Below are 24,528 nucleotides of genomic sequence, written 5' to 3'. Positions count from 1 at the left end.
TCCGTCAGCAGACCCCCGGCAGCGGAGAACTGCCGATGCACCGAGCACAGCCGAGGAGCAGTCATGGACCAGCCGGAGCCCGGCCCGGGCACACCGGTGCCCGTGCTGCGCCACCAGCGCGACAGCCTATTGCCGGCCGTCGCCGCGGCACTGTCGCTGAAGGGCGGCGAGGTGCACACCCTGGCGGGCGACAAGGCCGGCCGGGCGCCGTTGCTGCACCCGTTGGTGGCCGAGTTCCTGGCCGCGCTGCCGGTCGAGCACCGGGAGCGGTTCCTCGGCCACTGCCCGGAGCCCGCGCTGATCTCGCAGTTCCTGGCGGGCATCGACGCGGGCCGCTCCAAGCGGGCCGCCCGCAAGCCGCTCACCCTGCCGGAGGCCCGCAAGGCGCTCAAGGGCGCCCGGCTGACCACGGTGCGGATCCGCGAGGAGGGCGATCCGGCGCACGGCACCCACGCGCCGCCCTGCCGCTCCTGCGCCCCGCTGCTGGAGCACCTGAACGTGACGAGCGTCGCCGTCGGGCCCGCCGCCCGCTGAGCCGATGCCCGTCCGGCCACCCTCGGCCCCCTGTCCCCCAGTCACCGGAGCACGCCCTGAACCCGACCGCGGTCCGTACCCAGCCCCGTTTCCCGGCCGATGTCGCCGCCGCCCTCAAGCAGGCCGGCTGGCACCCCGGCCGCTGGGAGATCCGTCAGGCCGAGGAGTGGGCGGACGAGTTGGCCGCCCACGACCGGCCGCCCGAGGCCCGGCACGCGGTCTTCCCGGCCGCCGTCGAGGCCTGGGCCGAGTTCGGCGGCCTGTCCTTCGACCTGTCCGGGGCCGGCCGGGCGCAGGCCAGGACCTCGTTCCTGCTGGACCCGCGCTGCGGGCTGCACCAGCCCCGGACGCTGGCCGACCTCGGCCGCGCGCTGGGCACCCGGCTCGCCCCGCTCGGTGAGGAGGCGTTCGGCCAGGCGCTGCTCGCCATCGACGAGTCCGGCCGGGTCTACAGCCTGGACCACACCGGCGAGTGGTTCCTCGGCCACACCATCGACCAGGCCGTCAGCACGCTCGTGCTGGGCCTGCCCCAGCACCGCCTGCGGGCCGCCGAGGACGGCGGCTGATCCGGCGTCGGACGTCCCGACTCGGCCAATCCCCTCCCGCCGGAGCCGCGTTGCCGCCACACTGTGGCGCATCGGACATGTGGAGCTTCCGAGGGGACCACCGGGAGGAATCGCGATGAGCGTCCAGACGGCTGCCGCGCCCACGACCACCGAACCGCCCGGCCCGGCCGCCCGGCGCCAACCGCTGTTCGACAACGCCAAGTTCGCCGCGGTGGCGCTGGTGGTCTGCGCGCACACCTGGATGCCGCTGCTGGAGGTGGACCGGACGGTCGCCGCCGCGGTGCTCACCATCGCGGCGTTCTCGATGCCGGTGTTCATCACCCTGTGCGGCTGGTTCGCCCGGCCCAGACCGGGCCGCCCGCAGGTGGACGGCGCCCGGCTGATCTCCCAACTCGCCGTCCCCTACCTGGTCTTCCAGCTGCTCTACAACCTGGTCGGGATGGCGCTGGAGAAGCGGCTCGCCCCGATCCGGCTGCTGGAGCCGCGCTGGCTCACCTGGTTCCTGCTCTCGCTGCTGGTCTGGCGGCTCAGCGTGCCGCTCTGGACGGCGCTGCGCCACCCGCTGCCGGTGGCGATCCTGATCTCGGCCGGCTCCGGCGCGATGGCCGCCTTCCCCGAGGAGCTGGCGCTCGGCCGCACCCTGGGCTTCCTGCCGTGGTTCGTGCTCGGCCTGGTGCTGCGGCCCGGCCACCTGGCGCTGCTGCGCCGGCCGGCCGTGCGCCGGGGCGCGCCGCTCGCGCTGGCCGCGGTGTTCGCCACGGTCTGGCTGGCCGCGCCCAAGCTGCTCAACCCCGGCTGGGTGGAGTACACCCAGAGCGCCGCCGAACTGCACGTCGGCTACCCGCTCTGGGTCGGCGTCCGGCTCGCGCTGGCCGCGCTGTCGCTGGTGGCCGGCGCCGCCTTCCTGGCGCTGCTGCCCGACCACCGCACCCGGTGGACGGCGCTCGGCGGCGCCTCGCTGTACGTCTACCTGCTGCACGGCCTGCCGCTGAAGCTCGTCCAGGCCTCCGGGATCTACCACGCCCGCGCCCTGCACCACTGGTACACCGCGCTGCCGCTGCTCGGCGCGTGCGCGCTCACCCTCGCCGTGCTGCTGGCCACGCCCGCCGCGGTCCGCTTCTTCGGCCCGCTGGTGCAGCCGCGGCTGGGCGCCCTGCTGACGCCGCGGTCAGCCGAGCCGGTCCACCCGCACGGACAGCCGTGAGGGCAGCACCGCCTCGACCCGGAAGCCACCGTCCTCGGCCGGCCCCGCGCTGAAGCTGCCGCCGATCGCGACCACCCGCTCCCGCATGCCGAGCAGCCCGTTGCCCCCGCTGGGCAGCACGACGGTGTCCCGGCTGCCGTCCGCCGGGGCGTTCGCCACCGCGACCCGGACCCCGTTCGGCAGGTAGGCCAGCACCACCTCGACCCGGGCGCCGGCGGCGTGCTTGTGCGCGTTGGTCAGGCCCTCCTGGACCAGCCGGTACGCGGTCCGCTCGGCCTGCCCCTCGTACGGGCAGCTGTCGCCGCTGACCGTGAGGTCCACCAGCATCCCGGCCGCCCGGGACTGCTCCACCAGCCGGGCCAGCCCGGCCAGGCTGTCCGGCCGCTCGGCCTGCTCCGCGGGCGGCGGCTCGGCCATCCGCAGCACCCCGAGGATCTCGCGCAGCTCGTCCAGCGCCTGCCGGCCGACCTCGCCCATCAGCTTCGCGCTCTGCTGGGCCCGGTCCGGGTCCCGGGGGATGGTCCGCTCCAGGGCGGCGGCGTGCACCACCATCAGGCTGACCCGGTGGGCCACCACGTCGTGCATCTCCCGGGCGATCCGGGTGCGCTCCTCCAGCCGCGCCCGGCGGGCCCGCTCCCTGGCCTGCTCGGCCAGCAGACCGAGCTCGGCCTCCAGGCCGTGGGCGCGGTCCTGCAGCGACTCGACCAGGCGGCGGCGCGCCCCCACGTAAAGCCCGGTGACCACCGGCGGGACGGTCAGCCCGACCGCCACCAGCGCGGCCATCACCACGAACACCCAGGTCGGCGGGAGCGGCGTGGCCGCGTCGCCCTGCTCCGGGGCGTTGATCGCGAACAGCACCATGCCGAAGGTCTCGGCCAGCGCCAGCGCCGACAGCGCCACCACCCGGCGCCGCCGCGACGGCCACTCCCAGGTGGCGGCCAGCGTGTAGAGCGACACCACCAGCAGCAGGATCCCGAACAGCCCGGGCACGAAGACCAGCGCCACCAGCACCGGCACGGCCGGCCAGCGCCGCCGCACCACCAGCGTCGCCCCCGCCAGCGCCCCCGGGACGGCGGCCGCCACCGCGACCCCGACGCCCAGGTGGAAGCGGTCCTGCACCACGCCGTACGCGCCGAAGGCGCACTCCAGTGCGGCCAGCACGGCCAGCACGATGTCCAGCAGCGCACTGCGGCGCCGCTCCCACCACCACAGCGAGTGGGCCGGCCCGCCCCCGTCAGGCGACTTGCTCATGAGGGACAGCCTAAGGGCGGGCCCTGCCCCGGCCCCACCCCGTTACCGACCCGCCTCGTCCCGGTCCGCCCCGCTCCCCCGCCGCGCCGCCGATGTCCGCCATCCGGCCACTTCTCGGACGCGGCACCCGGTGCCACCTATGCTGGTCCGCGACGGACAGCGCGGTCCGCACGCCCCCGGCCCTTCGCTGCGAACGGTGGGGGAGAGCCGTTGCCCGAACCCACCACCACAGGGAGCCAGCCGTGACCGCTCCGGTCCCCACCTCGGCCGACAGCCCGTCCCCGCTCGCCGACGACCCGGTCGCGGCCAACGCCGCGTTGCGCGCCGACATCCGGCGCCTGGGCGACCTGCTCGGCGAGACCCTGGTCCGGCAGGAGGGCCCCGAGCTGCTCGGCCTGGTCGAGCAGGTCCGGCTGCTCAGCCGCACCGACGGCGAGGCCACCGCGCAACTGCTCGCCGAGATCGACCTGGAGACCGCCGGCAAGCTGGTCCGGGCCTTCTCCACCTACTTCCACCTGGCGAACGTCACCGAGCAGGTGCACCGCGGCCGCGAGTTCGCCACCCGCCGGGCCCGCGAGGGCTCGCTGCTGGCGCAGACCGCCGACCAGCTCGCCGAGGCCGACCCGAAGCACCTCGAGGACACCCTGGCCAACCTGGCGGTCCGCCCGGTCTTCACCGCGCACCCGACCGAGGCCGCCCGCCGCAGCGTGCTCAACAAGCTCCGCCGGATCGGCGAGCTGCTGGAGCGGATCCACCGCGAGCACGTCGCCTCCGGCCTCTCCACCGCCGACCCGGTGCGGCACAGCTCGGCCAAGCGCCAGGCCGACCGCCGGCTGGCCGAGGTGATCGACCTGCTCTGGCAGACCGACGAGTTGCGGATCGCCCGTCCCGAGCCCACCGACGAGGCCCGCAACGCCGTCTACTACCTGGACGAGCTCTACCGCGAGGCCGTCCCCGAGGTGCTCGAGGAGCTGCACGAGGAGCTGGCCCGGGTCGGCCTGACCCTCCCCGAGGGCGTCCGCCCGCTGACCTTCGGCACCTGGATCGGCGGCGACCGGGACGGCAACCCGAACGTCACCCCGGCCGTCACCTGGGACGTGCTCAACCTCCAGCACGAGTACGGCATCAAGGACGCGCTGGCCGCCGTGGACGACCTGCGCGCCGCGCTCTCCACCTCGGTCCGGCTCGCCGGCGCCTCCCCCGAGCTGCTGGAGTCGCTGGACGCCGACCTCGCCCTGCTGCCCGAACTGAGCCCGCGCTACAAGCGGATGAACGCCGAGGAGCCCTACCGGCTCAAGGCCACCTGCGTCCGGCTCAAGCTGGAGAACACCCGCGAGCGGCTCGCCGCCGGCACCCCGCACCTGCCCGGGCGCGACTACGTCGGCACCCGCGAGCTGGTCGCCGACCTCAAGCTGATCCAGGACTCGCTGCGCACCCACCGCGGCCAGCTGATCGCCGACGGCCGGCTCGCCCGGGCGATCCGCACCATCGAGGCGTTCGGACTCCAGCTGGCCACCATGGACGTGCGCGAGCACGCCGAGGCGCACCACCACGCGCTCGGCCAGCTCTTCGACCGGCTCGGCGAGGAGGCCTGGCGCTACGCCGACATGCCCCGCGAGTACCGCCAGCGGCTGCTCGGCAAGGAGCTGCGCTCGCGCCGCCCGCTGGCCCCCACCCCGGCCCCGCTGGACGCGGCCGGCGCCAAGACCCTCGGGGTGTTCACCACCATCCGGGAGGGCTTCGAGCGGTTCGGCGACGAGATCGTCGAGAGCTACATCATCTCGATGTGCCAGGGCGCCGACGACGTGTTCGCCGCCGTGGTGCTGGCCCGCGAGGCCGGCCTGATCGACCTGCACGCCGGGATCGCCAAGGTCGGCATCGTGCCGCTGCTGGAGACCACCGACGAGCTCCAGGAGGCCGACCGGATCCTGGACGAGATGCTCTCCGACCCCTCCTACCGCCTGCTGGTCTCGCTGCGCGGGGACGTCCAGGAGGTGATGCTCGGCTACTCGGACTCCTCCAAGTTCGGCGGCATCACCACCTCCCAGTGGGAGATCCACCGGGCCCAGCGCCGGCTGCGCGACGTGGCCCACCGCTACGGCATCCGGCTGCGGCTGTTCCACGGCCGCGGCGGCACCGTCGGCCGCGGCGGCGGCCCCTCGCACGAGGCCATCCTGGCCCAGCCCTGGGGCACCCTGGAGGGCGAGATCAAGGTCACCGAGCAGGGCGAGGTGATCTCGGACAAGTACCTGCTGCCCTCGCTGGCCCGGGAGAACCTGGAGCTGACCATCTCGGCCACCCTGGCCGCCTCCGCGCTGCACACCGCCCCGCGCCAGGCCCCCGAGGAGCTGGCCCGCTGGGACGCGGCGATGGACCAGGTCTCCGAGGCGGCGCACACCTCCTACCGGGCCCTGGTGGAGCAGGAGGACCTGCCGAAGTACTTCTTCGCGGCCACCCCGGTCGACCAGCTGGCCTCGCTGCACCTGGGCTCGCGCCCGTCCCGCCGCCCCGACTCGGGCGCCGGCCTGGACGGCCTGCGGGCCATCCCGTGGGTGTTCGGCTGGACCCAGTCCCGCCAGATCGTGCCGGGCTGGTACGGCGTCGGCTCGGGTCTCGCGGCGGCCCGCAAGGCGGGCCTCGGTGACGTGCTGGACGAGATGCACGGCCAGTGGCACTTCTTCCAGAACTTCCTGTCCAACGTCGCCATGACGCTGGCCAAGACCGACCTGCGGATCGCCCGCCACTACGTCGAGCAGCTGGTGCCGGCCGACCTGCACCACGTCTTCGACCAGATCGTCGCCGAGCACGAGCTGACCCTGAGCGAGGTGCTCCGGCTCACCGGCGAGAGCGAGCTGCTGGAGCACAACCCGGTGCTCAAGCAGACCTTCACCGTCCGGGACGCCTACCTCGACCCGATCTCCTACCTCCAGGTCGCCCTGCTGCGCCGCCAGCGCGAGATGGCCGAGCAGCGCCGCCCGGAGGACCCGCTGCGGGCCCGCGCCCTGCTGCTGACCGTCAACGGCATCGCGGCCGGCCTGCGCAACACCGGCTGACCGCGCCCGGAACGCGGGAGGGGACCGGCCGGTGGCCGGTCCCCTCCCGTCTTCGTGCCCGCCGCGCTCAGTAGGTGGTCGGCCGCCCGGCGCGCCGCCGGCGCAGCCAGGTCGCGGCTCCCCCGGCGGCCACCACCAGGCCGCCGCCGACCGCGTACAGCCCGGCCGAGCCGCCGACCGAGCCGGCCACCGGCGGCACCTGCGGCAGCGGCATCAGCTGGGCGGCGGCCGGCTCCGGCGCCACCGACGGGCCGTCGGTCGCCCCGGCCGCGGACGCTGACCCGCCGGCCAGCGTGCAGGCCGCCAGGCCGAGTACAGCTCCGCCGACAGCGTTCCCCCAGCGGACACGGCGTGACCGAACCACAGTCCTTACCCCCAGAATCGACCCCTCAACCCCTTCGTACAGGACTGACCGTACCGAAGCTTCGGGCGCTCCTGACCGGGTTTCAGCTCCCGTCACCCAAAGCGTTGCACGACCGTTGTGTACCGCGTGCCACCGGAGCGCCAAGGGAACTGACGGCAGGTCAGGCGTTGTAGGTACCCTGGGCGCGCTCCAGGCCCTCCGACAGCAGCGCCTCCACCGCGTCGGCCGCCCGGTCCACGAACCAGTCCAGCTCCTTGCGCTCGGCGGCGGAGAAGTCCTTGAGCACGAAGTCCGCGACCTCCATCCGGCCCGGCGGGCGGCCGATGCCGCAGCGGACCCGGTGGTAGTCGGGGCCGAGCGACTTGGTGAGCGACTTCAGGCCGTTGTGGCCGTTGTCGCCGCCACCGGTCTTCAGCCGCAGGGTCGCGTAGTCGAGGTCGAGCTCGTCGTGGACGGCGACGATGCCGGCGGCCGGCACCTTGTAGAAGTCGCGCAGCGCGGTGGTCGGGCCGCCGGAGAGGTTCATGAAGGTCATCGGCTTGGCCAGCACAACCCGCTGCCCGGCCAGCCGGCCCTCGGCGACCTGGGCCCGGCTCTTGTGCGCCTTGAAGCGGGCGCCGATCCGCTCGGCGAGCAGGTCAGCCACCATGAAGCCGATGTTGTGCCGGTTGCGGGCATAGCCGTCGCCGGGATTGCCCAGCCCCACCACCAGCCAGGGGCCGGTGTACTCCTGTGCCGCCGCGCTCATTTCGCCGCTCTCCGCTCGCCGTCGATGCCGGGTACCCATTATCCGCGCCCCGCCCCGGCCCACCTCGGCCGGGCGCCGTCCACCACGCGGTCCGAACGCCGCTGCCCCGGCCACCCCTCGACGGGGCGACCGGGGCAGCGGTCGAACGGTTCAGCGTGAGGCTCAGGCCTCGGTGCCGGCCTCGGTCTCGGCCTCGGCGGCCTCGTCCTCGGTGACCTCGGCGGCCTGGGCGCCGATGACCTGCAGCACGACGGCGTCGGCGTCGACGGCCAGGGTGGTGCCCTTGGGGAGCTCGATGTCACCGGCGGTGATCGAGGCACCGGCCTCCAGGCCCTCGACCGAGACGGTCACGGACTCGGGCAGGTGGGTGGCCTCGGCCTCGACCGGGAGCGCGTTCAGGACGTGCTCGAGCAGGTTGCCACCGGGGGCCAGCTCGCCCTCGGCGATGACCGGGATCTCGACGGTGACCTTCTCGCCCCGCTTGACCAGCAGCAGGTCGACGTGCTCGATGGTGCGCTTGATGGCCTCGCGCTGGACGGCCTTCGGCAGCACGAACTCGTCCTTGCCGTCGATCGGCACGACCAGCAGGGCGTTCGGGGTCTTGAGGGCCATCATCAGGTCGTGGCCGGGCAGGTTCAGGTGAACCGGGGTGTGGCCGTGGCCGTAGACGACACCGGGGACGAACCCGGCACGGCGGGCGCGACGGGCGGCACCCTTGCCGAACTCGGTGCGGGACTCGGCGGCAAGGCGGATCTCGGACACGACTGCACTCCTCGTAAAAGCTGGCGATGGGTGCAGGCGACAACAGAAAACCGCCGGGCCACACCCTCAAGTACGTTCGGGGGGACGCTCGGCGGCGGATGACGGGTGGTCACAGCCGGGCTGCGGCTGGACCAGCGCGTCGATCACGGATCCGGCACCCGCGTGGGCACACGGCATCCCTCGCCGAGCAGTCTCACGAGTCTAACCTCAGTGCGCGTCAACCATGAAATCGGCCCCCGGAGCCGGGGCTCCGGGGGCCGATTTCATGGCGGCACGGGTCAGTGCACGCCCTCGAACAGGCTGGTGACCGAGCCGTCCTCGAAGACCTCGCGGATCGCGGCGGCGATCGACGGGGCGATCGACAGCGTGGTCACCTTGTCCATCTGGAGCTGCGCCGGGGTCGGCAGGGTGTTGGTGAAGACGAACTCGCTGACCCGCGAGTTCTTCAGGCGGTCCGCGGCCGGGCCGGAGAGCACCCCGTGGGTGGCGGCCACGATCACGTCCGCGGCGCCGTTGTCGAACAGCGCGTCGGCGGCGGCGCAGATGGTACCGGCGGTGTCGATCATGTCGTCGACCAGCACGCAGACCCGGTCCTTGACGTCACCGACCACCTCGGCGGAGAGGATGGTGTTGGCCTGGCTCATGTCGCGGCGCTTGTGGATGATCGCCAGCGGGGCGCCGAGCCGGTCCGACCACTGGTCGGCGACCTTCACCCGGCCGGCGTCCGGCGAGACGATGGTCAGCTTGTCGCGGTCGACCTTGTCGCCGACGTAGTCGCAGAGCAGCGGCAGCGCGAACAGGTGGTCCACCGGGCCGGAGAAGAAGCCCTGGATCTGCGCGGTGTGCAGGTCGACGGCCATGATCCGGTCGGCACCGGCCTGGGCCAGCAGGTCGGCGATCAGCCGGGCCGAGATGGGCTCCCGGCCGAGGTGCTTCTTGTCCTGGCGGGCGTAGCCGTAGAACGGCAGGATCGCGGTGATGCTGCGGGCCGAGGCCCGCTTCAGCGCATCGATCATGATCAGCTGTTCCATGATCCACTGGTTGATGGGAGCCGTGTGGCTCTGCATCACAAAGCAGTCCGCGCCACGCGCGGAATCCAGGAAGCGGACGTAGATCTCGCCGTTGGCGAAGTCCAGCGCCTTGGTCGGGACGAGTTCCGTCCCGAGTTCAGCCGCCACCTCCGCCGCCAGCTCAGGGTGGGCACGGCCGGAGAAGAGCTTCAGCTTCTTCTCACCCGACGTCGTGATCCCGCTCACTGCACCGTCTCCTCGTGTTGCTGCCGCACATGGACCCGCCCGGGCGCACCCGGGCAGGACCCGGGCGGGCAGGTGGACGGGGGAATTGGGAGTACGCCGAGGCGCGGACAGTAGGCCCAGTGGCGCACGTATGTACTCCAGGTTACGCGCCCCGCCGGAAAGCGTCCGCCCCGGGACCACCGGGCGAGACGCCCGCCGGTCCCACCGGGACTACCGCGCCCCACCCGCCTCCGCAGCCTCGGCAGCCTGCGCAGAGGCCGAACCGGGCCGCTTGCGGGCCACCCAGCCGGCGATGTTCCGCTGCTGCGCCCGGGCCACCCCGAGGGCGCCGGCCGGTACGTCGTTGGTCACAACGGAGCCCGCCGCGGTGTAGGCGCCGTCACCGACGGTGACCGGTGCGATGAACATGTTGTCGGAGCCCGTGCGGCAGTGCGCCCCGATCACCGTGCGGTGCTTGTTCACGCCGTCGTAGTTGACCGTGACGGACGCCGCACCGATGTTGCTGCCCTCACCGATGGTGGCGTCGCCGATGTAGGACAGGTGCGGCACCTTGGCGCCCTCGCCCAGCTCGGAGTTCTTGATCTCGACGTAGGTGCCGGCCTTGGCCTTGCGGGCCAGCCGGGTGCCCGGGCGCAGGTAGGCGTACGGGCCCACCGAGGCCAGCTCGCCGATCTCGGCGCCGATCGCCGTGGTGTTGCTCACATGGGCGCCGGCGCCGACCGAGGTGTCGGTCAGCGTGGTGTTCGGACCCACCTCGCAGCCCTCGCCCAGGTGGGTGGCGCCGTGCAGCTGGGTGCCGGGCAGCACCAGCGCGTCCGGCTCGTAGGTCACCTGCACGTCGAACCAGGTCGAGGCCGGGTCGACCACGGTGACGCCGGCGCGCATCGCCCGCTCGACCAGCCGCTGGTTGAGCATCCGGCGGGCCTCGGCCAGCTGGACCCGGTCGTTGATGCCGACGATGTCCCGGAAGTCCCCGGCCACCACGGCGCCGACCCGGTGGCCCGCGGTGCGCAGGATCTCCAGGGTGTCGGTCAGGTACTCCTCGCCCTGCACGTTGTCGGTGCCCAGCCGGCCCAGCGCCTCGGCGAGCAGCTTGGCGTCGAAGGCGAACACGCCCGAGTTGATCTCGGCGATCTCGCGCTGCGCCTCGGTGGCGTCCTTGTGCTCGACGATCGCGGCCACCGCGCCGCTCCCGTCCCGCAGGATCCGGCCGTACCCGGTGGCGTCCGGCACCACGGCGGTGAGCACGGTGACGCCGTTGCCCTGCCCGGCGTGCGCCTCGGCCAGCGCGGCCAGCGTGCCGCCGGTCAGCAGCGGGGCGTCCCCGGTGCTCACGATCACCGTGCCGTCCAGCTGCACGCCGTCGGCGGCCAGCGCCTCCAGCGCGGTGCGCACCGCGTGGCCGGTGCCGTTCTGCTCCAGCTGGACGACCGGGCGGACCCCGGGGTACTCCTCGGCGAGGTGTGCCTGCACCAGCTCGCGCAGGTGGCCGACCACCACCACCAGGTGCTGCGGCCCCAGCTCCTGCGCGGCACTGACCGCGTGGCCCACCAGGGTCCGGCCGCAGATCGGGTGCAGCACCTTGGGCAGGGCCTTGGACTTCATCCGAGTCCCGCCGCCGGCGGCGAGCACGATCACGGCAGCGGTGTGGTTGGCACTCACGCGGGAGGCTCCTCGGTCGATTCACGGTGAGGGAGGGGGTGGCCGGACTCGGCCCGCACGGCCGCGGCCCGGCAGCTCAGAGGATATCCGGGTGCCGGCGGGCGATCGGCCCGCGGCAGCGTACCGGGCGAGGAGGGCAGGGCTCCCCGGGCAGGAATCGAACCTGCGAAGACCAGATTCAAAGTCTGGGCGCCCGTGCCAGCAGAGCAACCGGGGATGGCAAGCACACACTACGGGTTTCAGGCCCTCAGCTCCACCACTATGGCGCTTCCCCGCCACCGGCCCCGGGCGGCCGCGACACGTCTTCCCATCGGAGGCCGCAGAACCTACGATGCCGTAAGTTACGGCTACGTAGGTACCCCGCTTCGCCCCCCAAGGACCGTCATGACCATTCAGGCCGACGAAGCGCGCCCCCAGGCCGCGGACCCCGCCCTCGTACCGCTGACCGCCACCGTGAGCGGGGATCGGCAGGGACTCACCGAGCGCATCACGATAGGGATCTTCATCGCGGTCCCGTTCCTCGCCGTGCTCGCCGCCGTGCCGGTGGCCTGGGGCTGGGGCCTCGGCTGGCTCGATCTGACGATCGCCACGGTGATGTACTTCCTCACCTGCCACGGCATCACCATCGGGTACCACCGCTACTTCACCCACGGCTCCTTCAAGGCCAACCGCGGCCTGCGGATCGCCGTCGCGATCGCCGGCAGCCTGGCCGTCGAGGGCCCGCTGGTGCGCTGGGTGGCCGACCACCGCCGGCACCACAAGTTCAGCGACAAGGAGGGCGACCCGCACTCGCCGTGGCGCTACGGCGAGAGCGTCCCCGCCCTGCTGAAGGGCCTGTGGTGGGCGCACATGGGCTGGCTCTTCGACGAGGAGCAGACCCCGCAGCAGCAGTACGCGCCCGACCTGATCAAGGACCCGGCGATCCGCCGGATCTCCCGGCTGTTCTGGCTCTTCACGCTGGTCTCGATGCTGCTGCCGCCGCTGGTCGGCGGGCTGGTCACGATGTCCTGGCAGGGTGCGCTGACCGCCTTCTTCTGGGGCTCCCTGGTCCGGATCGCGCTGCTGCACCACGTCACCTGGTCGATCAACTCGATCTGCCACGCGATCGGCGCCCGCCCGTTCAAGTCCCGCGACCGGTCCGGGAACGTCTGGTGGCTGGCCGTGCTGTCCTGCGGCGAGTCCTGGCACAACCTGCACCACGCCGACCCCACCTCGGCCCGGCACGGCGTCCTGCGCGGGCAGATCGACTCCTCCGCCCGGCTGATCCGCTGGTTCGAGCAGGCCGGCTGGGCGAAGGACGTCCGGTGGCCCAGTACGGAGCGGATCGCCGCCCGCCGCACCGCATGAGGCGTGCGCTGAAGCATGATGTAGGGGTGAACGGGAGCAACGGAGACAGCGCGGCCGGCCATCACCCCTCGCAGGCACAGGAGGGTGGCCCGGCACCTGTCCGTACCCGCTCCCCGGCCGGTGCGCGCGGTGCCAAGAGCCGCGGGCGGGTCCGGATGACCGGGAAGCAGCGGCGCGAGCAGCTGCTGGAGATCGGTCGCTCGGTCTTCGCCGAGCGTGGCTACGACGGCACCTCGGTGGAGGAGATCGCCGAGCGGGCCGGGGTCTCCAAGCCGGTGGTCTACGAGCATTTCGGCGGCAAGGAGGGGCTGTACGCGGTCGTGGTCGACCGCGAGATGCAGCTGCTGCTGGACATGGTCACCGGGGCGCTCACCGGCGGGCACTCGCGCGAGTTGCTGGAGCAGGCCGCGTTCGCCCTGATGGACTACATCGACACCTCCACCGACGGTTTCAAGATCCTCGTCCGGGACTCCCCGGTGGCCCAGTCCACCGGCAGTTTCGCCTCGCTGATCAGCGACATCGCGGTGCAGGTGGAGGACATCCTGGGCCTGGAGTTCAAGTCCCGGGGCTTCGACGCCCGACTGGCGCCGATGTACTCGCAGATGCTGGTCGGCATGGTCGCGCTCACCGGTCAGTGGTGGCTGGAGGTGCGCAAGCCGCAGAAGGCCGAAGTGGCCGCCCACCTGGTCAATCTGGCCTGGCACGGTCTGGAGGGCCTGGAGCGGCATCCCAAGCTGGTCGGCGACCGGAAGGGCTGACGGCCCTGGGGAGATGGTGACCGTTGACGGTCTTCCTCCTGGCGATCGGTGCCGCCTGCTGCCTCGGGCTCGGCTTCGTGCTCCAGCAGCACGCGGCGCAGCGCGCGCCGCGCGACGACCTGCTGCACTGGCGGCTGCTGCTCGACCTGATGCGGATGCCGGACTGGCTGCTCGGCATCGCCTTCATGATCGGCGGCCAGGTGCTCAGCGCGCTGGCACTGGACCACGGCGAGGTGTCGCTGGTCGAGCCGCTGCTGGCGACCAGCCTGGTGTTCGCCATGCTGCTGGCCCGGGTGCTGACCGGGCAGTCCCTGGGGCGCTCCGGCTGGGGCGGGGTGGTGCTGATCGCGGTCGGGGTGACGGCCTTCATCGTCTCCGGCCGCCCGCAGGGCGGTGAGCCGCCCGAGAGCCAGCTGCGCTACTGGCTGGTCTTCGGCATCGTGGCCGGCCTCGCCCTGATCCTGGTCAGCGCGGCCCGGCGGATGCCGCTGCTGGAGGAGGCCACCCTGCTGGCGCTCGCGGCGGGCCTGCTCTACGGCCTGCAGGACGCGCTCACCCGGTCGGTCTTCGAGAAGCTGGACGTGGACGGCCTGACGGCCGTGCTGGCCACCTGGCAGCCGTACACCATCCTGGCGATCGGCGTGGTCGGGCTGCTGCTGGTGCAGTCCGCCTTCGAGGCGGCGCCGCTGCGGATGTCGCTGCCCGCGCTGACCGCCGCGCAGCCGCTGACCGGGATCGCCTGCGCGGTGGGCTTCCTCGGCGACCAGGTGCGGGTCACCCCGGCGGCGCTGGCCGGCCAGGCGGCCGGGCTGCTGGCCATCGTGATCGGGGTGGTGCTGATCGGCCGGCACCCGGCGATGCCCGGCTCGTCCTGAGGCCCAGGTCGTCCTGAGGCCGGGCCTGCCCTGAGGCCCGGGCCGTGCTGAGGCCCGGGCCGTGCTGAGCCCCGCCGCCGCCGGCTCAGTGGCGGACGGCCACCGCGAAGATCCGGCGGAACGGGAAGACCGTGCCGTGCGGCCCCGCCGGGTAGGCCTCGCGGAGCAGCGCCGCGTACTCGGCCAGGAAGGCCGCCCGCTCGACCGGATCCGCCAGCAGTTCGAGCACCGGGCGCAGCGCGGTGCCCTTGGTCCACTCCAGCACCGGGTCGGGGCCGGGCAGCAGGGTGAGGTAGGTGGTCTCCCAGACGTCGGCGGTGCAGCCGGCGTCGAGCAGGGCCGCCAGGTAGGCGTCCGGCGCCGGGACCCCGGCGCGGATCCGGTCCTCGCCCAGCGCCGCGCGCCAGCGGGGGCTGCGGCGCAGCTCGGCGAGCAGGGTGTGGCTGGGGCGGTCGAAGTTGCCCGGCACCTGGAAGGCGATCACCCCACCGGGCCGCAGCGCCCCGGCCCAGCGCGGCAGCAGGTCGAGGTGGCCCTCCACCCACTGCAGGGTGGCGTTGCTGGCGATCAGGTCGGGGGCGGCCGGGGCCGGGTCGTAGCGCGCCGCGTCGGCGAGCAGGTAGTCGGCGGTGGGCTCGCCCGCGGCGGTGCGGGCGGTGGCGAGCATCTCGGCGGAGGTGTCGATGCCGGTGATGGCCGCGTCGGGCCAGCGCTCGCGGAGCACGGCGGTGGAGTTGCCGGGCCCGCAGCCGATGTCCAGCACGGTGGGGGCCGGCGGGAGCTCGGGGACCCGGGCGAGCAGCTCGTGCAGGGGTCTGGTGCGCTGGTCGGCGTAGCGCAGGTACTGCGACGGGTCCCAGGTGGGCATGGCTACCTCACAAAGTATCTCGACATCAAGATATCTATCCCCAGGCTGCCTTTTGTTATCTCTTGATGTCAAGAGACTTCACATCGACACAACCACCGATACACTGATCGTCATGGAGGACGAGGTCGACCGGCTGGTCGCAGCATGGCGCCGAGAGCGCCCCGACCTCGACGTGGAACCGCTTGAGGTGCTCAGCCGGGTCAGCCGGCTCGCCCGGCACCTGGATCGCGCACGCCGCATCGCCTTCGCCGAGCACGGGCTGGAGCCCTGGGAGTTCGACGTGCTGACGGCCCTTCGGCGGGCCGGCTCGCCGTACCAGCTCTCCCCCGGCCAGCTGCTCACCCAGACCCTGGTCACCTCCGGCACCATGACCAACCGGATCGACCGGCTCACCGGCAAAGGCCTGGTCAAGCGGCTGCCCGACCCGGACGACCGGCGCGGTGTGCTGGTCCGGCTGACCGACGACGGGCGCGACAAGGCCGATCAGGCGCTGGCCGGGCTGCTGGCGCACGAGCGCGAGCTGCTGGCCCGGCTGAGCCCCGACCGTCAGGGCGAGCTGGCCGCGCTGCTCCGCCAGCTCACCGCCCCCTTCGACCAGGCCGGCTGACCGCCCCCTTCGACCAGGCCGGCTGACCGCCCCCTGCGGCGGCCGCCGGCGGCCTCAGAAACCGTCCGGGTACGGGCTGCTCAGGGCCGGGACGGGCGCCACCTCCGGGGTCCGGTAGCCCGGCAGGAGCTCTGCCAGCCGGCTGCGGACCTCGATGTCGGAGTTGACCGCCGCCGCCTCGTACAGGCCGGTCAGACCGCCGGCCAGGTCCTCCGGGACGGCGGAGTGCTCGGCCACCGTGGCGTAGATCCGGCTGTGCACGGTGGGCAGCCGCTCCTCGCGCTCGGAGAACAGCGCCTCGTTCAGCTTCTCCCCCGCCCGCAGACCGGTGTACCGGATCTCGACCTCCTCGGCGGCCATCTGCACCTGCCGGGCGAAGTTGTGCACCAGGTCGACGATCCGCACCGGCTCGCCCATGTCGAGCACGAAGACCTCGCCGCCCTCGGCCATCCGGCCGGCCTCCAGGACCAGGCCGACCGCCTCCTCGATGGTCATGAAGAAGCGGGTGACGTCCGGGTGGGTGACCGTCACCGGCCCGCCGCTGCGGAACTGCTCGGCCAGGACGGACAGCAGTGAGCCGCGCGAGCCGAGCACGTTGCCGAACCGGACGGCGGTGAACACCCCGGTGCCCAGGTTGCGCGCGTCCCGGGCGTTGGCCTGCACGATCAGCTCGGCCAGCCGCTTGCTGGCGCCGAGCACCGAGGTCGGGTCGGCGGCCTTGTCGGTGGAGATCAGGACGAACCGCTCCACGCCGGTGGCGAGGGCCGCCTCCACCAGGTTGTCGGTGCCGAGCACATTGGACTTGACCGCCTCGGAGGGATGGCGCTCCAGCAGCGGCAGGTGCTTGTGCGCGGCCGCGTGGAACACCACCTCGGGCTTGAGGTCGCGGAATATCTGCTGGATCCGCGGGCGGTCCCGGATGTCGGCGATCACCAGCGACTCGTCGGTGAGCAGGGCCTCGCCCCAGATCTCCAGCTGCAGGCGGTGCAGGTTCGACTCGTCGTGGTCCAGCATGTACAGCTCGGACGGGCCGAACGCGTTGACCTGGCGGCAGAGTTCGCTGCCGATCGACCCGCCGGCGCCGGTCACCAGCACCCGGCGGCCCTCGATCACGGCCCGGACGTCGGAGGAGACCACGTGCACCTCGGCCCGGCCGATCAGCTTGTTCACGTCCAGGCTGCGCAGATCGGAGCCGACCACCTCGCGGCGCAGCGCCGACAGGAAGGACGGCAGGTAGCGGACCGCCACCCCGGCCGCCGCGGCGGCGGTCGCCAGCGCCCGGACCTTGCGGTGCGCGAGGCCCGGGATGGCCAGCACCACCACCTGCGCCCGGTGCTCGACGGCCAGTTCGGTCAGCTCCGCGAGGGTGCCGAGGACCGGCACCCCGTCGATCTCGGTGCCGGCCTTGGCCGGGTCGTCGTCCAGCACCCCGACCGGGGCGAGGCCGAAGTCCGGGGTCCGGTCCAGGTCGCGGACCAGCGCCGAGCCGGCCGCGCCGGCTCCGATCACCAGCGTCCGCAGACCTGTCGAGCTGTCAACTTGGCGAGGAATGTGCATGGTGAATGGATCCAGGCGTGCGGCATTGCTGTGCGGCGACATCTGTCCTCCGGTTTCCCTGACCTGACGGAGTCGGTATCTGGGCTGGGCGGGGGCTGGTCAGCCGACGCCGGGGCCTGTGGGCGAGGCGACGGTGGGTGCGGGTAGGGACGGGGGCGGAGGCTCGGCCGGCGAGATCCCCGCCCGCCGCGCCACCGCGACGGCCGCGAGGGTGGAGTGCACCCCCAACTTGCCGAGGACGTTCTGCATGTGGGTGCGCACCGTGTGCGGCGAGAGGTAGAGCCGCTCGGCCACCGCCTGGCGGCCGAGGCCGGCCACCATGCAGCGCAGCACCTCCTCCTCCCGCGGGGTGAGCGCCGCGACCAGCCGCTCGCTCTCCGAGCGGTCGCGCCGGGCCGAGGTCAACTCCCGTACCACGCCGGTGAGCAGCGCCGGAGGCAGGTGGGTCTCGTCCCGCAGCACGCCGCGGACCACGGTCATCAGGGTGCCCAGTGAGCTCTCCTTGGCCACCCAGCCGCCGGCGCCGGCGTGCAGCGCCCGGACGGCCCGGTGCGGGTCGTCCTCGGCGGCCAGCACCACGGCCCGCAGGTCGGGGTGGTTGCGACAGACCCTCGCCAGCAGCGCGATCCCGTCCCCCTTGGCCACGGTGGCGGGGGCGGCCGGGTTGGGCTCCCGCTGGAACTGCGGCACCGGCCGGACGGCCGGCCCGGCGCCGTGCGGGCCCGCGCCGTGCGCGGCGCCGGCCGCGGTCTGCGGCCGGGCGCTCGGCAGCAGGCTCGGTCGCCGCGGCACCGGCACCGGCACCGCGTACTGCGGGCGGCGCGGCTCCGACGGCTCCTGCTCGACCGGGTGCTGACGCTGCGGCGGGTACTGCGGGCCCGGGCCGAGATCGGCGTCGATCAGCACCACGTCGTACGCGCGGCGCTCGCCGGCCGCCCGCTCCAGGGCGCGTTCCGCCGCGGCCGCGGTGCCGGCCGCGCCGACGTCCACATCCGGCTCGCCGGCGAGCGCCGCGGCCAGTGCCTCGGCGAAGATCCGGTGGCTGTCGACCACCAGGACGCGAATCCGCCCCATTGTCCTTCCCCCCTGCTCCGGCTCCGGCCCCCACCGGCACCGGACTCAGCGTACGGGGGTCGGGGACGGACGGGTGGGGGTTTGGTGAAGTTTCGCCACGCTGTGGGGATTTGGTCCGCGCAAGTGGCGGACGGGACTCCGGACCGGGAAAACCGGCCGGACGGCCCGCCGAGGGGCCGTTCGCGCACGGGTGGGGCGCCCGGCCGGCCCGGTCCGGGGACGGCGCGGGGCCCGGCCGAAGCGGTTCGGCCGGGCCCCGGGTGCGGCTGGGGTCAGGACAGCCGGCGGGCCCCGGCCGAGGGGACGGCGGTGAAGGTCCGGGGCTCCGCATGGCCGGCGGCGGCGAAGGCGGCCCGCACCACCGAAGCGATCCGCTCCAGCTCCGGCTCGGCGACCAGCACCAGCACCGAACCGCCGAAGCCGCCGCCGGTCATCCGCGCCCCGAGGGCGCCGGCCTCGACCGCGGCGCGGACCACCAGGTCGGTCTCCGGGCAGGACACCCGGAAGTCGTCCCGGAGCGAGGCGTGCCCGGCGGTCAGGATCGGGCCGAGCCCGGCCAGGTCACCCGCGTCCAGGAGGGCGACGGCCTGCTCGACCCGGGCGTTCTCGGTCACCACGTGCCGTACCAGCGGCCGCAGTTCGGCCGGCAGCTGGACCAGTGCGCCGTCCAGCGCGGCGGGGCGCACCTCGCGCAGGGAGGGCAGGTCCAGCAGGGCGGCGGCCCGCTCGCAGCCGGCCCGCAGGCCGGCGTAGGCGCCGTCCCCCAGGTCGTGCTTGACCCGGGTGTCCACCACCAGCAGCCGCAGGCCCCGCCCGGTGAGGTCCAGCGGGACCTGGCGGCCGGAGAGGTCCCGGGTGTCCAGGAACAGCGCGCGACCCTCGGCGCAGCACATGGACGCCATCTGGTCCATCACCCCGCAGGGCACGCCGACGAACTCGTTCTCCGCCCGCTGGGCCAGCAGGGCCAGCTCGGCCGGGCCGAGCCCGAGCCCGAAGAGCCCGTCGCAGGCCGCGGCGACCGCGCACTCCAGGGCCGCCGAGGAGGACAGCCCGGCCCCGCCGGGGACGTCGCTGTCGATGTGCACGTCCAGCCCGCCGACCGGGTGGCCGGCCTGCCGCAGCGCCCACACCACGGCCGCCGGGTAGCTGGCCCAGCCGGTGACGGCCGCCGGCTCCAGGTCGGCCTTGAGCTCGGTGATCCGGCCGTCGCCCTGCTCGCTGTACAGCCGCAGCAGGTCGTCGTCGCGGCGCCGGACGGTGGCCTTGGCGGTGTGCGGCAGCGCGACCGGGAGCACGAACCCGTCGTTGTAGTCGGTGTGCTCGCCGATCAGGTTGACCCGGCCCGGAGCCGCCCAGACCCCGTCCGGGGCGGCTCCGAAGACGGACTGGAAGTCGGTCATGCGCGGTTCTCCAGGGTGAAGTTCCAGGCGTCGCGGACGATGTCGTCGAGCTCCGGACGGCGGGGCTGCCAGCCCAGCGCCTGGTGGGCGCGGGCGGCGGAGGCGACCAGCACGGCCGGGTCGCCGGGGCGGCGCTCGGCGGTCTGCACCGGGATCTCCCGGCCGGTCACCCGGCGGACCGACTCGATCACCTCGCGGACCGAGAAGCCGGCCCCGTTGCCCAGGTTGCAGATCAGGTGCTCGCCGGCCTTGGCGGCGTCCAGCGCGAGCAGGTGCGCGTCGGCCAGGTCGGCCACGTGGATGTAGTCGCGGATGCAGGTGCCGTCCGGGGTCGGGTAGTCCTCGCCGTAGACCGCGATGTGCGGGCGCTGCCCGAGCGCGGCCTGGAAGACCAGCGGGATCAGGTGCGACTCCGGCTCGTGCCGCTCGCCGAACGTGACACCCGAGGAACTGCCGTACGCCCCGGCCACGTTGAAGTAGCGCAGCGAGACCGCGGCGAGGCCGTGCGCGGCGCACTCACCGCTGATCAGGTGGTCGACGGCCAGCTTGGTGGCGCCGTAGGTGTTGGTGGGCGCGGTCCGGGCGGTCTCGGCGATCGGCACCGACTCCGGCTCGCCGTAGACGGCCGCGGTGGAGGAGAAGACCAGCTTGCGCACGCCCGCCTTGCGCATCGCCGAGACCAGCTCCAGCGAGCCGGCCACGTTGTTGCGCCAGTACTTCTCCGGGTCCGCGACCGACTCGCCGACCTGGGAGGAGGCGGCGAAGTGCAGCACCGCGTCGAAGCTGTGGTCGAGCACCTCGGCAGCGTCCTGAACCCGGCCGCGGACGAACTCGGCGCCCTGCGGCACCCCGGCGAGGAAGCCGGTGGAGAGGTCGTCGAGCACCGTGACCTGGTGCCCGGCCTCCAGCAGGTGCGTGGCCACGACGCTGCCCACGTAACCGGCTCCACCCGTCACCAGGTACTTACTCATGATGCGACCTCCCGCAGGCGCTGCGCCGCCGCCTCGGGCGACACATCGTTGATGAACGCGTCCATGCCGGACTCCGTGCCGGCGAGGAACTTGAGCTTGCCCACCGTACGCCGGATCGTGAACAGCTCCAGGTGCAGCGCGAGCTCCTCCCCCTGGAGCGCGGGCGCCTGGTGCCATGCGGCGATGTACGGCGTCGGTGCGGCCCCGCCATTGTCCCCCGCCCCGGTGAACAGCCGGTCGAACCTGCGCAGCAGCTCCAGGTACAGGCCCGGGAACTCGGCCCGCTCGGCCTCGTCGAGGGCGGTCAGGTCGGGCACCCGACGGTTCGGGTACAGGTGCACCTCGTACGGCCAGCGGGCGGCGAACGGCACGAAGGCCGTCCAGTGCTCGCCGGCCAGGACCACCCGGACGGGATCGGCGCGTTCGGCCGCCAGCAGGTCCTCGAAGAGGTTGCCGCCGGTCCGGGCGCGGTGCCCGGCGGCCGCCTCGACCATCCGGGCGGTGCGCGCCGTGACGAACGGGAAGCCGTAGATCTGGCCGTGCGGGTGGCTCAGCGTCACGCCGATCTCGGCGCCGCGGTTCTCGAAGCAGTACACCTGCCGGACACCGGGGGCGGCGGACAGCTCGGCCGTGCGGTCGGTCCAGGCGTCCAGCACCAGCCGGGCCTTGGCGGGCGTGAGCGCGGCGAAGGAGGAGTCGTGGTCGGCGGTGAAGCAGACCACCTCGCAGCGGCCGACGCCCGGACCGCCGGCCCGCAGCGGGTCGGTGCGCTCGGGCACCCGGGCGGCCGCGTCGGCGGCGAGCGAGGGGAAGCGGTTCTCGAACACCACCACGTCGTAGTCGGCCGCCGGGATCTCGCTCGGGCGCCCCGGCCGGGACGGGCAGAGCGGGCACTGGTCGGCCGGCGGGTGATAGGTGCGACCCTGGCGGTGGGCGGCGACGGTCACCCAGTCGCCGGTGGCCGGGTCGCGGCGGACCTCGGCCAGGCTCGTGGGCGGCTCCAACGACCGCCGGTCCACGGCGTCCCGCAGGACGTGCGGATCGGTGTCGTAGTAGATGAGTTCGCGTCCGTCCGCGAGTTTGGTCGTGGTCTTCTTCACGGCCTCCGCCTTCCAGGAACCCTAGCGCGAACATTTTCAAACACAAGCAACCAATAGTCAACAGATCGGACAGCAAGAAGCCCGGCGGGGCTCCCCGGGGAGCCGGGCCGCCGGGCTCCAGCGGGTCCGGCCGGTCAGCGGGTCTGGCCGCGCAGGCGTTCCAGCAGGCCGGAGCGGGCCGCCACGGCCGCCGCCTCCAGCCGGGTACGCGCACCGAGCTTCATCAGGACCCGCTGCACATGGGTACGGGCGGTGCTGGAGGCGATCCCCATCCCGGCGGCGATCGCCGTGGTGTCCTGCCCCTCGGCGATCCGCGCCAGCACCTGGACCTCCCGCCGGGTGAGCTGCCGCAGCAGCCGCAGCGCCTCGTCGTCCGGCTCGGCGGCCGGCCACAGCAGCTGCTCGAAGGCCGACCGCAGCACCTCGACGGCCACCGCCGCCTCCCCGGCCCTGACCCGGGCGATCGAGCGCTCCACCACCTCGATCCGCTCGTCCCCGCGCACGTACCCCGCCGCACCGGCCGCGAAGGCCGCCGCGACCCGGGCCGGCTCCCCGACCGGGCCGAGCACCACCACGCAGATCTCCGGGCGGTCGCGGCGCAGCCGCCGCAGCGGCTCGAACGGGTCCCGCACCGGCCCGCCGGGGCGCGCCGCCGCTCCCCCCGCGGCCACCCCCAGCAGGCACACCTCGGGGCGGCACCCCGCCACCAGCTCCCCGACCGCCGCGGCCGGAGCCCCGACCGCGAGCACCCGGTGGCCGCGCTGGTGCAGGGCCGTCGCCAGTGCCTCCGCCAGCAGCCGGTGGTCGTCCGCCACCACGAGCCGAACGCCCATGGGCGGCCTCCCAGTCCCCGTCCGGCGGTGCCCGACCGGCCCACGCCTCCCGGACCCGTACCGCGGACCGCGGCGCAGACCACGTTGACGCACCATCACAGCGCATCCGGCACCCGCACCGCTAGGCCGCGTTCACCCGGGCGGACGCGGAACGCGCGCGGGAACGGCGAAGGCCCCCGCCTGACGGCGAGGGCCTTCGTACTCCTTGCGGAGCCCCCATGCGGAATCGAACCGCAGACCTTCTCCTTACCATGGAGACGCTCTACCGACTGAGCTATAGGGGCCGGTGCAACGAGGAAGACATTACATGGTCGTCGGGCTGAACGTAAAATCGATCCGGCCGCCCGCCCACCCCGCCGCACCCGCCGTCAGCTCCGCCGCACCGCCGCCGCGCGCGCCTGCGCCGGCACCACCGGCCCGGCCAGCTCGCGGCCGCGGGTCTCGGGCAGCGCCAGCAGGCAGAGCAGCGAGAGGGCGCCGAGCCCCGCCAGGTACCAGCCGACCGGCTGCGCGGTGCCGTACGCCGCGGTCAGCCGGGTCGCCACCAGCGGCGCCGTGGCCCCGCCCACCACCCCGCCCAGGTTGTACGTCAGCGCGGCCCCGGTGTAGCGGACCCGGGTGGGGAACAGCTCCGGCAGGTACGCCGCCAGCGGCCCGAGCATCGCCCCCAGCAGCGCCATCGCGGTCACCAGGGCCAGCGCCACCAGCGGCGTGCGGCCGGTCTCCAGCAGCGGGAACAGCACCACCGACCAGAGCGCACCGGCCGCCGTCGCCACCTGCAGCACCCGCCGCCGGCCCCAGCGGTCCCCGGCCGCCGCGCTCCACCACACCGTCCCCGCCTTGACCACCGTGCCGGCCAGCAGCAGCGACAGCACCAGCGTCCGCGCCAGCCCCAGCCCGGCGGTGGCGTAGGCCAGCGCGTAGGTGGTGGTCAGGTAGAAGAGCCCGTAGCCGACCATCAGCGCGCCGCCGCCGAGCAGCACCGACCGCCCGTGCTCCCGGCACACCTCCAGCACCGGCACCCGGGCCCGGCCGTGCTGCTCGCGGAAGACCGGGGTCTCGGCGATCCGCAGCCGGACGAACAGGCCGACCGCCACCAGCGCGATCGAGGCGAGGAACGGCAGCCGCCAGCCCCAGGCCAGGAAGGCCGGCTCGGGCAGCCAGCCGGCGAGCACCAGGAACGCCCCGGTGGCCAGGAAGAAGCCGGCGCACGGCCCGAGTTGGAGGAAGCCGCCGTACCGTCCGCGGCGGTCGGCCGGCGCGTACTCGGCCAGCAGCAGGGCCGCGCCGCCCCATTCGCCGCCCAGACCGATGCCCTGGCACAGCCTCAGCAGGGTGAGCAGCACCGGCGCCCAGACCCCCCACTGCCCGTAGCCGGGCAGCAGGCCGACCGCGGCCGTCGACAGGCCCATCAGCAGCAGCGACAGCACCAGCGTCGCCTTGCGGCCGAGCCGGTCGCCGAAGTGCCCGAAGAGCACCGCCCCGAGCGGGCGCGCCAGGAAGGCCGCGGCGTACACGGAGAAGGCCGCCAGCAGCGCGCCGGTGGCACCGAGGCCGGGGAAGAACACCTTGCCGAAGACCAGCGCCGCGGCGGTGCCGTAGAGGAAGAAGTCGTAGAACTCGATCGCCGTGCCGACCAGCGCGGCGGCGGCCACCCGGCGCAGGCCCGCCGGGCCGGCCGATCCGGTGTCAGTTGTCATGGGCCCACCCTGGCCCGCGGCTGACCTGCGCGGACAGC

Annotated in this window: 22 protein-coding genes and 2 tRNA genes; 8 read left to right on the top strand and 16 right to left on the bottom strand. The window is 73.8% G+C overall.

What is annotated here, in order from left to right; translation table 11 throughout:
* The first annotated feature begins 63 nt into the window (after positions 1-63).
* The 3 genes from AB0K43_RS17680 (at position 64) to AB0K43_RS17670 (ending at position 2,304) form a co-directional block, all read left to right on the top strand.
* Positions 64-534: a YwqJ-related putative deaminase gene (locus AB0K43_RS17680; RefSeq protein WP_363640630.1), complete on the top strand. Its 471-nt coding sequence runs from the start codon at positions 64-66 to the stop codon at positions 532-534.
* A gap of 56 nt (positions 535-590) precedes the next feature.
* On the top strand, positions 591-1,100 hold the full coding sequence (locus tag AB0K43_RS17675) for an SUKH-3 domain-containing protein (RefSeq protein WP_363640767.1): 510 nt from the start codon (positions 591-593) through the stop codon (positions 1,098-1,100).
* 115 nt (positions 1,101-1,215) lie between these two features.
* Positions 1,216-2,304: a hypothetical protein gene (locus tag AB0K43_RS17670; RefSeq protein WP_363640628.1), complete on the top strand. Its 1,089-nt coding sequence runs from the start codon at positions 1,216-1,218 to the stop codon at positions 2,302-2,304.
* Here AB0K43_RS17670 and AB0K43_RS17665 read toward each other — a convergent pair.
* On the bottom strand, positions 2,269-3,555 hold the full coding sequence (locus AB0K43_RS17665) for a histidine kinase (RefSeq protein ID WP_363640626.1): 1,287 nt from the start codon (positions 3,553-3,555) through the stop codon (positions 2,269-2,271). The genes AB0K43_RS17670 and AB0K43_RS17665 overlap by 36 nt on opposite strands.
* 317 nt (positions 3,556-3,872) lie before the next feature.
* Here AB0K43_RS17665 and ppc point away from each other — a divergent pair, with 317 nt between their 5' ends.
* Positions 3,873-6,608 (top strand): phosphoenolpyruvate carboxylase, encoded by a 2,736-nt coding sequence (gene ppc, locus AB0K43_RS17660; protein WP_363640765.1) that lies wholly within the window; start codon positions 3,873-3,875, stop codon positions 6,606-6,608.
* Positions 6,609-6,675: 67 nt separating this feature from the next.
* Here the strand turns inward: ppc and AB0K43_RS17655 are convergent, their stop codons facing one another.
* The 6 genes from AB0K43_RS17655 to AB0K43_RS17630 form a co-directional block, all read right to left on the bottom strand.
* Positions 6,676-6,852 carry a hypothetical protein gene (locus AB0K43_RS17655; RefSeq protein ID WP_363640624.1) on the bottom strand — a complete coding sequence of 59 codons (177 nt, stop codon included), beginning with the start codon at positions 6,850-6,852 and terminating at the stop codon, positions 6,676-6,678.
* 280 nt (positions 6,853-7,132) lie between these two features.
* On the bottom strand, positions 7,133-7,720 hold the full coding sequence (pth, locus tag AB0K43_RS17650; RefSeq protein ID WP_363640622.1) for an aminoacyl-tRNA hydrolase: 588 nt from the start codon (positions 7,718-7,720) through the stop codon (positions 7,133-7,135).
* 162 nt (positions 7,721-7,882) lie between these two features.
* The gene (locus tag AB0K43_RS17645) at positions 7,883-8,482 is read right to left on the bottom strand and encodes a 50S ribosomal protein L25/general stress protein Ctc (RefSeq protein ID WP_363640620.1); all 600 of its coding nucleotides are present in this window, start codon (positions 8,480-8,482) and stop codon (positions 7,883-7,885) included.
* Between the two features lie 278 nt (positions 8,483-8,760).
* Positions 8,761-9,738: a ribose-phosphate diphosphokinase gene (locus tag AB0K43_RS17640; protein ID WP_363640618.1), complete on the bottom strand. Its 978-nt coding sequence runs from the start codon at positions 9,736-9,738 to the stop codon at positions 8,761-8,763.
* 210 nt (positions 9,739-9,948) lie between these two features.
* Positions 9,949-11,400: a bifunctional UDP-N-acetylglucosamine diphosphorylase/glucosamine-1-phosphate N-acetyltransferase GlmU gene (gene glmU, locus AB0K43_RS17635; RefSeq protein ID WP_363640616.1), complete on the bottom strand. Its 1,452-nt coding sequence runs from the start codon at positions 11,398-11,400 to the stop codon at positions 9,949-9,951.
* A 142-nt stretch (positions 11,401-11,542) separates the two neighbouring features.
* A tRNA-Gln gene (locus tag AB0K43_RS17630) sits at positions 11,543-11,617 on the bottom strand.
* Between the two features lie 167 nt (positions 11,618-11,784).
* On the opposite strand from AB0K43_RS17630, the gene AB0K43_RS17625 reads away from it, so the two are divergent.
* The 3 genes from AB0K43_RS17625 to AB0K43_RS17615 are packed head-to-tail and all read left to right on the top strand — an operon-like array spanning position 11,785 to position 14,380.
* Positions 11,785-12,747, top strand: a complete 963-nt coding sequence (locus tag AB0K43_RS17625; RefSeq protein ID WP_363640614.1) for a fatty acid desaturase — start codon at positions 11,785-11,787, stop codon at positions 12,745-12,747.
* A gap of 26 nt (positions 12,748-12,773) precedes the next feature.
* Positions 12,774-13,505 carry a TetR/AcrR family transcriptional regulator gene (locus tag AB0K43_RS17620; RefSeq protein ID WP_363640612.1) on the top strand — a complete coding sequence of 244 codons (732 nt, stop codon included), beginning with the start codon at positions 12,774-12,776 and terminating at the stop codon, positions 13,503-13,505.
* 23 nt (positions 13,506-13,528) lie between these two features.
* Positions 13,529-14,380 carry a DMT family transporter gene (locus AB0K43_RS17615; protein ID WP_363640610.1) on the top strand — a complete coding sequence of 284 codons (852 nt, stop codon included), beginning with the start codon at positions 13,529-13,531 and terminating at the stop codon, positions 14,378-14,380.
* A gap of 85 nt (positions 14,381-14,465) precedes the next feature.
* Here the strand turns inward: AB0K43_RS17615 and AB0K43_RS17610 are convergent, their stop codons facing one another.
* Positions 14,466-15,248 carry a methyltransferase domain-containing protein gene (locus AB0K43_RS17610; protein WP_363640608.1) on the bottom strand — a complete coding sequence of 261 codons (783 nt, stop codon included), beginning with the start codon at positions 15,246-15,248 and terminating at the stop codon, positions 14,466-14,468.
* 112 nt (positions 15,249-15,360) lie between these two features.
* On the opposite strand from AB0K43_RS17610, the gene AB0K43_RS17605 reads away from it, so the two are divergent.
* A complete protein-coding gene (locus AB0K43_RS17605) occupies positions 15,361-15,855 on the top strand; it encodes a MarR family transcriptional regulator (protein ID WP_350637209.1) in 495 nt (164 codons plus the stop codon).
* 54 nt (positions 15,856-15,909) lie between these two features.
* Here the strand turns inward: AB0K43_RS17605 and AB0K43_RS17600 are convergent, their stop codons facing one another.
* The 8 genes from AB0K43_RS17600 to AB0K43_RS17565 form a co-directional block, all read right to left on the bottom strand.
* Positions 15,910-17,412 carry a nucleoside-diphosphate sugar epimerase/dehydratase gene (locus AB0K43_RS17600; RefSeq protein WP_363640606.1) on the bottom strand — a complete coding sequence of 501 codons (1,503 nt, stop codon included), beginning with the start codon at positions 17,410-17,412 and terminating at the stop codon, positions 15,910-15,912.
* Positions 17,413-17,511: 99 nt separating this feature from the next.
* The gene (locus AB0K43_RS17595; RefSeq protein WP_363640604.1) at positions 17,512-18,486 is read right to left on the bottom strand and encodes a response regulator transcription factor; all 975 of its coding nucleotides are present in this window, start codon (positions 18,484-18,486) and stop codon (positions 17,512-17,514) included.
* Positions 18,487-18,758: 272 nt separating this feature from the next.
* Positions 18,759-19,886, bottom strand: coding sequence for a galactokinase (gene galK, locus AB0K43_RS17590; RefSeq protein WP_363640602.1), 1,128 nt, complete (start codon positions 19,884-19,886; stop codon positions 18,759-18,761).
* Positions 19,883-20,857 (bottom strand): UDP-glucose 4-epimerase GalE, encoded by a 975-nt coding sequence (gene galE, locus AB0K43_RS17585; protein WP_363640600.1) that lies wholly within the window; start codon positions 20,855-20,857, stop codon positions 19,883-19,885. The genes galK and galE overlap by 4 nt, the downstream gene beginning before the upstream one ends.
* Complete coding sequence (gene galT, locus AB0K43_RS17580) at positions 20,854-21,957, bottom strand: galactose-1-phosphate uridylyltransferase (RefSeq protein ID WP_363640598.1); 1,104 nt, start codon at positions 21,955-21,957, stop codon at positions 20,854-20,856. Before galT ends, galE begins: the two co-directional genes overlap by 4 nt.
* 134 nt (positions 21,958-22,091) lie before the next feature.
* Entirely contained in the window at positions 22,092-22,790 is a 699-nt protein-coding gene (locus AB0K43_RS17575; protein ID WP_363640596.1) for a LuxR C-terminal-related transcriptional regulator, read from the bottom strand.
* A gap of 211 nt (positions 22,791-23,001) precedes the next feature.
* Positions 23,002-23,074 (bottom strand) — tRNA-Thr (locus tag AB0K43_RS17570).
* 84 nt (positions 23,075-23,158) lie between these two features.
* A complete protein-coding gene (locus AB0K43_RS17565; protein WP_363640593.1) occupies positions 23,159-24,490 on the bottom strand; it encodes an MFS transporter in 1,332 nt (443 codons plus the stop codon).
* Between the last annotated feature and the right edge of the window lie 38 nt (positions 24,491-24,528).

Source organism: Kitasatospora sp. NPDC049258, from assembly GCF_040678895.1.
Lineage (GTDB): Bacteria > Actinomycetota > Actinomycetes > Streptomycetales > Streptomycetaceae > Kitasatospora.
Note: the sequence above shows the minus strand (reverse complement) of the source record. Positions and strands in the feature narration are given on the sequence as shown.